This is a genomic window from Asticcacaulis biprosthecium C19 (genome assembly GCF_000204015.1).
Classification (GTDB): Bacteria; Pseudomonadota; Alphaproteobacteria; order Caulobacterales; family Caulobacteraceae; genus Asticcacaulis; species Asticcacaulis biprosthecius.
Genome location: NZ_GL883077.1, coordinates 1,196,677 through 1,209,915 on the forward strand (window position 1 = coordinate 1,196,677; position 13,239 = coordinate 1,209,915).

At 59.4% G+C, this 13,239-nt stretch carries 9 protein-coding genes; 2 read left to right on the top strand and 7 right to left on the bottom strand.

Annotated elements, in window-relative coordinates:
• Positions 1-59: 59 nt before the first annotated feature.
• From ABI_RS05845 to ABI_RS05875, 7 genes are all read right to left on the bottom strand, one after another.
• Positions 60-311 carry a hypothetical protein gene (locus ABI_RS05845; protein WP_006271942.1) on the bottom strand — a complete coding sequence of 84 codons (252 nt, stop codon included), beginning with the start codon at positions 309-311 and terminating at the stop codon, positions 60-62.
• A 36-nt stretch (positions 312-347) separates the two neighbouring features.
• A complete protein-coding gene (locus tag ABI_RS05850) occupies positions 348-848 on the bottom strand; it encodes a response regulator (RefSeq protein ID WP_050808205.1) in 501 nt (166 codons plus the stop codon).
• 449 nt (positions 849-1,297) lie between these two features.
• The gene (locus ABI_RS05855) at positions 1,298-1,750 is read right to left on the bottom strand and encodes a PIN domain-containing protein (protein WP_006271945.1); all 453 of its coding nucleotides are present in this window, start codon (positions 1,748-1,750) and stop codon (positions 1,298-1,300) included.
• A complete protein-coding gene (locus ABI_RS05860; protein ID WP_006271946.1) occupies positions 1,747-2,388 on the bottom strand; it encodes a DUF433 domain-containing protein in 642 nt (213 codons plus the stop codon). Before ABI_RS05860 ends, ABI_RS05855 begins: the two co-directional genes overlap by 4 nt.
• 86 nt (positions 2,389-2,474) lie before the next feature.
• A complete protein-coding gene (locus ABI_RS05865) occupies positions 2,475-3,413 on the bottom strand; it encodes an alpha-E domain-containing protein (RefSeq protein ID WP_006271947.1) in 939 nt (312 codons plus the stop codon).
• Positions 3,414-3,711: 298 nt separating this feature from the next.
• Entirely contained in the window at positions 3,712-5,175 is a 1,464-nt protein-coding gene (locus ABI_RS05870; protein ID WP_006271948.1) for a circularly permuted type 2 ATP-grasp protein, read from the bottom strand.
• Between the two features lie 81 nt (positions 5,176-5,256).
• Positions 5,257-7,173: a class II glutamine amidotransferase gene (locus ABI_RS05875; RefSeq protein WP_006271949.1), complete on the bottom strand. Its 1,917-nt coding sequence runs from the start codon at positions 7,171-7,173 to the stop codon at positions 5,257-5,259.
• A gap of 144 nt (positions 7,174-7,317) precedes the next feature.
• On the opposite strand from ABI_RS05875, the gene ABI_RS05880 reads away from it, so the two are divergent.
• Positions 7,318-10,644, top strand: a complete 3,327-nt coding sequence (locus ABI_RS05880; protein WP_006271950.1) for a transglutaminase family protein — start codon at positions 7,318-7,320, stop codon at positions 10,642-10,644.
• A 236-nt stretch (positions 10,645-10,880) separates the two neighbouring features.
• Entirely contained in the window at positions 10,881-13,136 is a 2,256-nt protein-coding gene (locus ABI_RS23445; RefSeq protein ID WP_157138713.1) for a calcium-binding protein, read from the top strand.
• The last annotated feature ends 103 nt before the right edge of the window (positions 13,137-13,239 follow it).

Sequence of the window (13,239 nt, forward strand, 5' to 3'; positions counted from 1 at the left end):
ATTATGGGGTGCGGATGCGATGCCTGGGCATCGGAATTCGTCCTAACCGCAGGGCTGCCCTATCCGCATTGTTGGTTGTACAGGTCCTTGACCTTCTGCGCGACATCGCAGGCCGCATCCCGCATCTCCAGGGCAGCGGTATAATATTCCCCGCCGCCGTGGGGCAGGACCTGGGTCATGGTCTCGCTGATCTGGGCGGCCTGCGTGTAGGTATAGACCGCCGCGCTGGCGTGACCGCAGCGTTCTTCCCGGGTCGAACTGGCGTCGGCGGACTGAGGCTCCGACCCGCCGGTGTCGAGCTGCTTTTTCACGTCGCGGCTGTAGGTGTTGTAGGTGTACTCGGCGCTCTAATAAGCCGGCAAAGCAGCTTTCGCGTGCGCTGCGGGTGGAACGGGAGCGTGCGTTTCCGGTGTTTCATTGAGCTGAAACCAATAGTCTTCGATGGACTTGATGACGTCGTCATACTCATGCGCAATGAAGGGCTTGATGACGAAGCCATTGGCATAGGTCTTATAGGTCGACTGGATATCTCTCTCGGCTTTCGAACTGCTCATAATGATCACGGGGATCAACCTGAGCTCCGGGTCGGCCTTCACGAGCTCGAGAAACTCACCGCCTCCCATGTAGGGCAGGTTGACATCCAGCAAGATGAGGTCCGGGTAGGGGGTGTGAGAGAAACCGCCCTCGCGGCGCAGAATACAGAGGCCAATCTCCGCCGTCGGGGCGACCGTAACGTTGCCGGGGATGGCGGCTTTTTTGAAGGCCCGCTGGACCAGCAGGGCATCGCCGTGATTGTCCTCAATCAACAGCACCTGGGGGAACTTGGTTCGCTCGGCTATGGTTGTCATCTGGCGCTTTCAAAAATCACGGAAAGACTGAATGGGCCCGTCAAGACCGCCGCGCATTGTGCTTTTTTTTATTAGCCTGGCAGGGATGCGGCGGTACCCAGCCGGTCGACGGCGGTCTTGACGAATTCACGGGTCGCACTGAGTTAAGGTTTTGCAAGGGCCAAGGAGGAGGTGTTAACCACAATTAACCCTAACAAGAGCCTGCCACCAGAATCGGAAACTACCTATAATTGTGAGGAGATCCGTGAATCGTCCGAAAAATTAGCCGGGCCGAACCTCTGCCGCCCTGGATTTCGGTGACGCCGTGTGGAATGCCGGATTTGTTCGAATGCGTCATAAGCGAATAACGCCGAGAAATTAAAGCGGCCAGTGTCAACTTTTGACAGGCAGCCCCGGTTTCAGTCCGTTGCCGCAGACTCAACGACTTGTACTGCAGCAGGTCGACGAACTCATGCGCGCCGTTTGCCCACGCGGTCAAAGCGGTCGACCGGATCGGTGTAGGGATTTAGAACGGGCACACCCAGTCCTTTTACATCCTTGGCGTTTCGCGAGATCAGGGTCATGTCGTTCACCTTGGCTACGGCCACATACATCCGATCCTTCTCGTTCGCGCCGCTGTCTGCGACCAACCGGGCAGCTTCCTTGGCCGCTACGGCATCGAACGGCGCGATGCGATCCTTGAACCGTGCTTCCAGGTCATCAAGAAAGGCCTGGCCCTTCAACGCACCTGGATTGACCGGGTTCTTCTTCAGTTCCCTTTCGATGCCCTTACGGCTTTCGTAAATCGTGTGGGAGGCAAGCCAGATATCGCTATCATCGACTGTCCCAAGCCATTTCATGACCTCGGGATTGTTCGCCATCATGCCCCGCACGACGTTGTTGTCGAGCAGATACCGGGTCAATCGTCACGCGACGGATCGGGCTCGTCACCGAACATAAGGTCAAGAAGCGCGGGATCAATCGTCTCGCCAGCTTCGGCCAATGTGCGCTTCAGGCTACGGGAAGGATACGGTTTGCCCTTCTTCGGATAGATCATCTCGAAATCGATGGCGTCCTGAATCATTTTCGGGCTCAGCGACGGATAGTCCTGGGCGATCTCTCCCACCGACTGCGACTTGCTGAGCGCCGCCACCCGGTAGGCGGAAATAGTCTTGCCCTTGAAGAATACATCGCCATCACGGCTGACGAACTTGCCGCGAAGGTCCTCAAGACTGGTTTCACGCGCTTTCAGTTCGGCATCGATTGGCGCCATGTCGTAACGGGCATTGCGTAGTTCCAAGACCTTTTGCCGAGGCCCCATCTTACGCACGGAATCGAAAACCGTGCGCCGGCCATCCGGCGTGAAGTCCTTTTCCCAATGCTTCATCAGGCGAAAAAACCGAAGCTCCGGCCGCCCGAACTGACGCGACTTCCCGCCTTTCAGCCCTTGGGCCTTGGCATCCGCAGTGAGCACGCCTTCGTCAAACTCACGGGTCAGCGCTTTGGGCGAGCGCTCGGTAACAAAGGCAGCCTCATTTACGGAATAGGTTCTATCGGTCATGTTCCACGCTCTAACAAATCCGAATATACGGACGAATTAGAAAAACGCAAGGCTTGCACGCTTAACGCTGAAACTGTCGATATCGCTCAATCCTTGAAGAAGCTCTCATAGATCGCCTCATCGACCAGGTTCATATTGTACTGCAGCACGTCGATGAACTCATGCAACCCGGTCGCGATGACCTGGGTGGCTTCTGAGGCCGCGATCGTCTTGGTCAGGATGGCCATCTCGATGATCGCCTTGTTCGGCCGCTCGATCCCCTGCGACAGCCTGGACAAGGTCTGCGCCGCCTCGTCCAGGCAGAAAGCCACCGACCGCGGGAAGAATTTTTCGAACAGGAGGAACTGGGTGACGTCCTTGTAGTTGATCGTGTGGAAGCGCTGGCGGTACATTTCCAGCGCGTGGACTGACTTCAGCACCGCGCCCCATTGAACGGCGTCAAACGGTGTGTCGAGCAGGGAGGTTTGCGGCAGCAGCAGGAAGTATTTGACGTCCAAAAGCCGGGCCGTCTTGTCAGCGCGTTCCAGCATCTGGCCCAGGTGGGCGAACTGCCAGCCCTGGCTGCGCGACATGGTGTTGTACATCAGCCCGGTCATCAGGTGGCCGGTGCGGCGAACCTGGGTGTAATAGTCCATCAGGTCGGCGACTGAGCGCTTGCGCGAATGTGCCTGGGTCAGGTGGTACAGTTCGTTGATCTTTTCCCAGACATCGACCGGCAACACTTCGCGCACCGTGCGGGCGTTTTCGCGCGCCCGGTAGATGCAGTGCAGGATCGAGTTCGGGTTCTTCTGGTCAAACGTCAGGAAGCGCAAGACGTTGCGCTCGTCGGCGACCTTGTAGCGCTGGCTGAAGGTCTGGTCGTCGCCGGAGGTGGCGACCAGCGGGAACCACTGAGTGGCCTCGCGGTTCAGCGTCAGGTCCAGCATCAGGTGGGTATTGACGTCGATGAAGCGGGCGACGTTATCGGCGCGCTCCATATATCGGGCCATCCAGTAGATCGAATTGGCGACACGGCTCAGCATCATGCGCCAGCTCCGGACAAAGTAACTGACGAAGCCATATCCTTCTTTCTTTCAGAACCAGCAAACCAGAACAAACACGCTCCCTCCTCCCTACGAAGTGGGGAGGGGGACCCCGAAGGAGTGGAGGGGTACAGGTAGGTGAGGCTGTCGCTGACCTTACGGATTACCTCGAAAAGTCGCCGTCTTGCGGCGCTGAGGCAAATTTCCAAAGACACCCCTCCACCGCTCCGCGGTCCCCCTCCCCATAAAATGGGGAGGAGAAGAGAAGCACGTCTCAGTACGTTTCCAGGGGGCGCCATCCTCATGCGCCGCCCTCCAGGATATGATCGTCCTCGCCCAGCACCCAGGTATCTTTCGACCCACCGCCCTGAGACGAATTGACCACCAGAGACCCCTTCTTCAAGGCTACCCGCGTCAACCCGCCCGGCAAGGTAAAGATGCCGTCCGAATACAGCGAATAGGGGCGGAAATCGACGTGGCGGCCTTCGATGGCATTGCCGCACAGTGTCGGCGCCCGCGATAAGGCTAATGTCGGCTGGGCGATATAGTCCCGCGGTTTCGCCTTGATCTTCTCGGCGAATTCCTTCTGCTCAGCTTTTGTCGATTTTGGACCGATCAGCATGCCGTAGCCGCCCGACAGGTTGACCGCCTTGACGACCAACTTGTCCAGGTTGTCCAGCACGTACGACCGCTCGGCATCGTCCTCGCAGATAAAGGTGCGGACATTCTGGGCGATGGCATCCTCGTCCAGGTAATATTTCACGATCTTCGGCACATAGGCATAGATGGCCTTGTCGTCGGCGATGCCGGTGCCCGGCGCATTGGCCAAAGAGACATTGCCCTTCATATAGGCCCGCATGATGCCGGGCACGCCCAGCAGCGAATCCTTGCGGAAGACGTCCGGGTCGATGAACTCGTCATCGATACGGCGGTAGATGACATCGACCCGCACCAGACCGCCCGTTGTGCGCATGAAGACCTTGTCGTCATCGACCACCAGATCGGAATTTTGGCACAGGGGCACGCCCATCTGCTGGGCCAGGTAGGCATGTTCAAAATAGGCGGAATTGTAGATGCCAGGCGTCAGCACCACCACGATGGCGTCGTCGCCACGACCGTCCGGCGCAATGTATTTCAGTGCCCGGTACAACTGGTCGCCATAGTTGGAGACCGGGCGGATCTTCATGGTGTGAAAGGCCTGCGGCGTGATCAGCTTCTGCACCGCGCGGTTTTCCAGCACATAGGAAATCCCCGACGGGCAACGCAGATTGTCTTCCAGCACGTAGAACTCTCCGTCCGCATCGCGCACGAAGTCGGTGCCGGAAATATGGGTCCATACGCCCTTGGGCGGCTTCAGACCCTCGCACGGTTTCAGGTAACAGGCTGACGAAAAGATCATTTCGGCCGGGATGACACCGTCCTTGATAATTTTCTGGTCGTTATAGATGTCCTGGATGAACAGGTTCAAAGCCGTGATGCGCTGGGCGATGCCGCGTTCCAGCTTGTCCCATTCGCGCGCCGTGACAACGCGCGGAATGATGTCGAAGGGCAGGATCTTTTCGGTGCCCTTCTTGTCGCCATAGACGTTGAAGGTATTGCCGGACTGGTACAGCGCGTCCTCGGCCGCCGTCTGGCGCCGTTTCAGGTCGGGACGGGTTAAGGTGTCGATCCAGTCGACCAGGGGTTTGGCCGAGGCATGCGGCTTGCCGTCGCGCTCGAACAACTCGTCGTAGAAACCATTGGTCTGGTATGTCTCAAGCGTCAAACGGTATGCCCCTGGCAAAAGCAAAAAGTATGTTTCGACACCTCATGCCAAAAAGTGGCAATCCACTGTTTGGCATGAGGTTTAGTTGAAGACCTCGTTCATCGTGACCTGGACCCTAAGCGTCTCCTTGCCGCCACCGCGGTAGATGGTGCCGGAAGTCGGGGTCGCATCGAGATAGTTTCGGCCGGCGGCGACGCGGATGTGGTCCTGCGTGACGCGGCAGCCATTGGTCGGATCGAAGCCGCGCCAGCCCAGATAGGGGATGTAGATCTCCACCCAGGCGTGCGAGGCGTCGGACTGGATCTTGTTCTCGTAATTGGCGCCGGTGAAGATGTACCCCACCCGATACCGTGCCGCTACGCCCAGAAGCCGGGCCAGGCAGATGAACAGGTTGGCGAAATCCTGGCACACGCCTTCGCGCGAGGCGTAGACGTCGAACGGCGTCGACCGCAGCGAGGTCGAGCCTGGCACATAGCGGAAATCGCGGTAGATGGTTTGGTTGATGTCGTTCAGCGTGTCCATCAGGTGCTGGCCGTTGCGCTCGGCAAAGCTCATGGCATAGACCAGAAGTTCGCGGATTTGGGTCTCGGGCAGTTCCGGCGGCCGCAGATAGGGCTCCATCATCACCTGCTGCCACGGCATCATGGTCAGCGGGATGAAGGCCTGACGCTGGCCGACCGAATAGTCGTCGGGCGCCTGGCCATAGACCTTGACCAGCGACCGGCACGATACGGTCAGCTTCTTATACGGCTTGATGATGCTGTAATGCAGGGTCTGGTTGCCGAAGACGTCCTCGAAACGGACATCCTCACCTTCCGACGACAGCGACAGGGTGCACGTCATCACCTCCTGGACCAGGTCCTCGAGCGGCATCAGGCGGAACGAATGGGTCGAATGCTCGACCTCATGCTCATAAGCGTATTCGGTTGAATGGGTGACGTCATACAGACGATAGGTGAGGGGCGAGCCGTCCGGCGCATGGGTGATGGCGCGCGGGCTCAGCACATTGTGCTGGACGGCCTTCATCTGTTGCAGCGACTGGACGATGCTGAGCTGCTGCGCCTGGGCCTGCTGCGAGGCAAAGCCGCGGCCGGGGGCATGGCGCGGCTTTTCGGCCGGAACGGTGACACCTTGCAGATGGCCGTCCTGTTCGTGGCTGACCTGCGGCAGGGTCGTCTGCTTTTCGTCCTTCTTGTTGGTCCAGACGATGGCGCCGCGACGGGCGATGATTAGCTGGCCCTTCTGCATCGGCTTCCAGTCGCCGCGGTGAAACGGAGTCGAGCTGAACACCAGAGCGGTCCGGAAGGTGTCGCGCGGATTGTTCAGCGCAAACGTCGCCGAATCGGAATGGTAGCCCGCTTCGGAATGCGGCGGCTTGATACGAGAATAGTAGAGCTGGGTCTCGACCGACTGCGACCCGAAAAACGCCGCCACGGTTGTTCCATCCGACAGGATCATGTCGGCCGAGCCCAGGTCGTCGAGCTGCAGGAACCAGCTCAGCAAAACCTGATGATCGACTTCTGCGAGGGTTCTGGCGCCATAGTCCTGGACCTTGCCCAACAGGAAGCAGAAGGCGGCTTCCGAGTCGGTACGCCCCATCGGTTCCAGAAAAATGGACTTGTTGAAATGCAGCTTGTTCAGCGCCGTCTTATCGAGGTCGCCATTGTGCATGAAGACCCAGTCCTGGCCGGCAAACGCCCGCGAGAACGGTTGGGTCTCCAGGTGGGTATAGCCGGTGGCCGCCCCGCGGACCTTGCAAAAGAAGACGGTTGACCGGAACGAATCCCAGTCGTGCATGGCGCCGCGCAGGGACTTGGTGTCCCGCGCTGATGGATCCTTGGCGACCACGGCACCCTTATTGTCACCGGGATACCAGGTCAAACCCCAGCCGAGTGTGTGTTCGCCCTTCTGCGGTCCCTTACGGAACTTGAGGTCGATCGACGGCGAACTCAGACCGTCGAAGCTGAAAGCTAAAATATCACTCGAAATGGCACTCAAGGAACTCTTCCTCTTTGTTGCAATGCAACTAGACTTTTTTACAAAGCGGTTGTCTAGTGGCCGACGACGTCACATGACACTTTTTTTGCGATTCCGTAAACGTTTCGTTGCGGAAGCTAAGGTTTCCAAGGAGTTGGGTACGGCATGAGTATATTGGCGGCGCAGCATCACGTCAGCGACTACCGTTACGACCGGCCGATTTCCTTAGGCCCGCAGATCATCCGTCTGCGTCCTGCGCCGCACACCCGCGCCCACGTCCAGTCCTACAGCTTGAAGGTTTCCCCGGAAAACCACTTCATCAACTGGCAGCAGGATCCGTTCGGCAACTGGCTGGCGCGCATCGTCTTTCCGGAAAAGACCAACCATTTCAAGGTCGAGGTCGACCTGGTCCTGGAGATCAAGGTCTTCAATCCGTTCGACTTTTTCCTCGAAGATTCCGCCACTCACGTCCCCTTCACCTATGCCGCTGAGCTGAAAGAGGAACTGGCGCCCTATCTGGAAATCAAGGAAGACGACGATGTCCTGATGGACTATGTCCGCTCGATTCCCGACCTTGCGCCGTCCGGCGGTGCCTGGGCCACGGTCGATTTCCTGGTCGCCTTCAACCAGAAACTCAATACAGATCTCGGCTATACCCTGCGCATGGAGCCGGGCATCCAGACCTCGGCCGACACCCTGAACAAGCTTCAGGGATCGTGCCGCGACATGGCCTGGCTGGCTGTGCAGATCCTGCGCCACAAGGGTTTGGCGACGCGTTTCGTTTCCGGATACTCAATCCAGCTAAAGGCCGATATCGAATCGCTCGACGGGCCGTCGGGCGTATCCCAAGACGTCACCGACCTGCACGCCTGGTACGAAGTTTACCTGCCGGGCGCCGGCTGGATCGGCCTGGACCCGACCTCGGGCATGTTCACCGGCGAGGGGCACATACCCCTGTGCTGTGCGCCCAATCCGACCTCGGCGGCACCGATCAGCGGCGCTCACGAAGCTGCCCGTTCGACCTTCAGCCACAAGATGACGGTTGACCGCATTTATGAAAGCCGCCGCGTCACCAAACCCTTTGCCGAAAGCGAATGGAAGGCCATCGACGCCCTGGGCCACAAGGTCGACGCCGCGCTCGACAAGCAGGATGTCCGCCTGACCATGGGCGGCGAGCCGACCTTTGTCAGCCTGGACGACCGCATCGGCGACGAATGGCATTTTACCGCCCTGTCGCCGGAAAAGAAGAAGCTGGGCTACGACCTGTTCCAGCGCCTGGCTGCCAAGTTCGCCAATTCTCCCCTGGCGCAGCACGCTCAGGGCAAGTGGTATCCGGGCGAAATCCTGCCGCGCTGGGCCATGAACATGTACTGGCGCGCTGATGGCAAGCCGGTGTGGCTGGACGCAAAGCTGCTGGCCGATCCGGAGGCCAAGGGTGAGCTGAAGCCCGAAGCCGCCAACACCTTTGTCTCGGCCCTGGCCGATGCCCTGGGTGTAGGCGCGGTCCATGTCGTGCCCGCCTATGAGGACCTGCCATACCTGCTTTGGAAGGAACAGCGCATCCCGCTGGAAGGCGAGTTGCTGACCGCCGACCTGTTCGAAGCCACGGAACGCAAACGCCTGCAGGCCAAGCTGGACGAGAATGTCGGCAAGCCGACCGGCTATGTCCTGCCTCTAACCTTCTCGGCGAAAACCAATGGCTGGCTGTCCAATGCCTGGTCGTTCAAGGCCGGCCGGATGATGCTGATCCCGGGCGATTCGCCCGTCGGTCTGCGCCTGCCTCTGGGTGCTCTGCCGGTGGTCGACGCCAAACTGGCCGAGGTGCATTTCTTTCCGCCGCGCTCGCCTTTTGCCGCGGTCGATCCGCTCCCCGATGCGGCCGAAGCCGTGAAGACCTACAGCGCCAGGCTGAACCAGACCCCTCCGTCGGCTTCGCCGACACCTCCCCATCGTCATGGGGAGGAGAGTGGCCCCAACGGACTGGTCCGATCCGCCCTCTGCGCCGAAATTCGCGACGGCCAGTTGTTCCTGTTCCTGCCGCCCCTGACCTATGCTGAGCACTATCTCGACCTGATCCACGCTATCGAAGCCGTGGCATCACAACAGAACATACCGGTCGTTATTGAAGGTTATTCCCCGCCGCGCGATCACCGCATCGAAAGCATGTCGGTTACCCCTGACCCCGGCGTGATCGAGGTCAATATCCAGCCGGCGCGCAATTGGGACGAACTGAAGTTCATCATCAACACCGTTTATGATGAGGCCCGCCAAGCGCGTCTGGTCGCCGACAAGTTCATGATCGACGGCAAACGCATCGGCACCGGCGGTGGCAATCACATCGTCATGGGGGCGTCGAAACCCGAAGACTCGCCCTTCCTGCGCCGCCCGGACGTGCTGGGCTCGATGATCACCTTCTGGCAGAACCATCCGTCGCTCAGTTACCTATTCTCGGGCCTCTATATCGGGCCGACGTCCCAGGCGCCGCGCATCGACGAAGCCCGCCATGAGGCCCTGTACGAGCTCGAAATCGCCCTGCGCAATCTGCCGGACGGTTCAGAGGAAAGCGCGCCCTGGCTGGTTGACCGGCTGTTGCGTAACCTGCTGGTCGACCTGACCGGCAATACCCACCGCGCCGAATTCTGCATCGACAAGCTGTACAGCCCCGATTCCGACCGCGGGCGCCTGGGCCTGCTCGAAATGCGCGGCTTTGAGATGTCGCCGCATCCGCAGATGAACCTGATCCAGTCGCTGCTGATCCGCGCTCTGGTGGCCGCCTTCTGGAAAAAGCCGTACCGCGCACCGCTGGTGCGCTGGGGGACGCAGCTTCACGACCGCTACATGCTCGGCCACTATGTCCGAGAGGATCTGCTCGAAGTTCTGGACTATCTCGACGCCGCCGGGTTCAGGTTCGGACGCGACTGGTTCATTCCCTTCTTCGATTTCCGCTTCCCGACCGTGGGTACGGTTCAGATCGGCGGCATTACCCTGGAGCTGAAGAACGCCCTGGAACCGTGGCCGGTGATGGGCGAAGAATCTGCCGCCGGCGGCACGTCGCGCGGTGTGGATTCCTCGGTTGAGCGCATGGAGGTCCGGCTGCTGGGCGGGATCGGCTCGCAGCATGTCGTCACGTGTAACGGCCGCCGTCTGCCGCTGACGCGCACCCGCGATGCCGATGTTCAGGTGGCCGGTGTGCGTTACAAGGCGTGGGCGCCGTGGTCCAGCCTGCATCCCAACCTGCCGGTCAATACACCGTTGATGTTCGATGTCCTGGATACCCGGCTGGAACGGTCGCTGGGGGGCGCGCGCTATCACGTCATGCACCCCGGCGGGCGCAATTACGACGTCCTGCCGCTGAATGACAACGAGGCGGAGGGCCGCCGTCTGTCGCGCTTCGAAGCTCCGACCCACACGCCGGGCAAGCTCAAAATTCCGCCGGCGGAGATCAACCCGGACTACCCGCACACCCTGGACCTGCGCTGGAAGCCCTACTGATTGACGATTTTCTTTGCCCCAAGGCAACAGCCGGTGGCATTTCAAGGTTGGAAAAACGCGGGTCGACGATAGCGCCGTTTTTCTGACAGCTTTTGTAACTTGGCACAGCGCGCACGATCACGCACATCTTACCGCACAAGATGACCTGAGCGTGCCGATATGGTTCGGCGACGAGGTCTTGCCCCATAAGGCTTTTCCACATGACCGCGATGATTGTGCCCGGCACGGAATTACCCGTGAGCGTTCCTTCGACCAACTCCATCAGTGCTGTCCACTCGACCACGAAGCTGGTCGATGGCGGCTATGTGATCACCTGGACCAATTTTGGTGCCACCACCAACGCTGACACCTTTGCCCAGCGATTCAATGCCGCAGGCGAAAAAATCGGTGGCGAAATATTTGTCAACACCACCCTAATCGATGTTCAGACCGAATCTGAAGTTGTGGCGTTGAATGATGGTGGCTTTGTCATCGTCTGGGTCGGGGCCGGTATGGTCGATGGTCTGCCGCTGGCTGGACTGTTTGCCCAGCGTTACGATGTCGATGGCGCGGCCGTTGGCGCCGAAACGCGGATCGTAGCGGGTACCATCACGGCACGCTATTTCAACACCGTGACGCCCGTTGCGGCCACATTGGAAGATGGTGGCTATGTTCTGGCGTGGACGCGTCACTACACGTCGGGTTTTCTTGCCGATGAAGTCCTGACGCAACAATTCAACGCCGATGGCAGTGCACGCGGCACGCCAACCCAGGTCGATCCTACCGTTACGGTAGGTCAGTATTGGTATCCGACGATTGCCAGCCTGACCGGCGGCGGCTATGTCATCAGCTGGACCCACAGCAATGACGTCTATGGCCAGATTTTCGACAACGCCGGCGTCAAGGTCGGCGAAAAGTTCATGGTCAATACACATCTGCCACAGGCCCAGGAAGTCTCCTTTGCTACCGGACTGAGCGACGGCGGGTTTGTCATTACCTGGCATAGCACGGGGCAGAATGGCAATGACTTTGACGATATTTACGCCCAGCGCTTTGACGCGGCGGGGGCAAAGGTCGGCAGTGAGACCCTGGTTAACACCTACCTGACGAATACCCAGCGTGATGCCAAGGTGACCGCTCTGACGGATGGTGGCTATGTTATCGTCTGGAACAGCTATTTTCAGGATGGCAGCGGCATCGGCTGCTACGGCCAGCAGTTTGATGCGGCGGGCGCCAAGGTCGGCGCTGAGTTTCAGATCAATACCCGAACGGTTTCGTTGCAATACATGCCGTACGCTGTGGCCTTGGCCGAGGGTGGATTTGTCGTCACCTGGTACAATCAGGACGCCGGCAAAAAGGGCGAGATCATGCAGAAGATCTTTGCCGCTGTGCCGTCGATCGATGGTACCGACCTAGCAGATGATCTGGAAGGAACGGCTGGCAATGACGTTATCAACGGTCTGGGCGGGGCTGACCTGTTGACGGGCAATGATGGCGATGACGCCCTGGATGGTGGCGCGGGCGCCGACACCATGACCGGCGGCATGGGTAATGACACCTACTATGTCGATGATGTCGGCGATAAGGTCAACGAACCGCATGGTCAAGGCACGGACACTGTCTACACCTCGGTCAGCTATTCCTTGTTTGGCCGGGCGGTGGAAAACCTGATTATGCTGGGCGATGGTGATCTCAGCGTCACCGCCAATGGTATGAACAACCGGCTGACCGGAAATGCCGGCAACAACAGCTTTGACGGCGGCACCGGCGGTGACCAGATGATCGGCGGGTTGGGCGACGATACCTACTATGTCGACAACTTTTATGACAACGTCACGGAACTGCACCATCAGGGGACGGATACGGTCTTTGCCTCCGTCAGCTATGCCTTGTTTGGTCGCGCAGTCGAGACCCTGACCCTGACCGGTACGGGCAACCTGAATGGCACCGGCAATTCGCTGAACAACACCCTGAATGGCACGGCGGGTAACAATGTGCTGGACGGGGGTACCGGCGGCGACAAAATGACCGGTGGCCTGGGCGATGACACCTACTATGTCGATAATTTTTTCGACAATGTCGCCGAACTGCACTTTCAAGGCACGGATACGGTGTTCTCGACGGTGAGCTATTCGTTGTTTGGGCGCGCGGTCGAGGTCATGACCCTGACCGGGGCCGCTAGCATCAACGCCACCGGCAATTCCTTGGCCAACACGCTGACCGGTAATGGCGGCGCCAATGTTCTGGACGGCGGGATCGGCAATGACCTCTTAACTGGCGGACTGGGGGCGGATGTGTTCCTGTTCAACGCCCTGAGCGGAAAGGACACGGTCAACGACTTCAGCGGCGCCGACAACGACATGGTCAATATCAACGCCTATACGGGCGGCGTGGCCAATGCCGCGATGGTGGCCCAGGTCGGGCTGAATGTGGTCATCACCCTAGGCGGAGGTAACACTGTCACCGTGCTGAACGCTGTCCAGGCCGATGTCCTCAGCCATATGGTGTGGTAGCCGGCGCCCGGGCTTCCGGATCCGATTATCCATACACCCTGGACCTGCGCTGGAAGCCGTACGGATTGCCGTCGAATGGCCGATGAGTTATGCCTGAACCTTA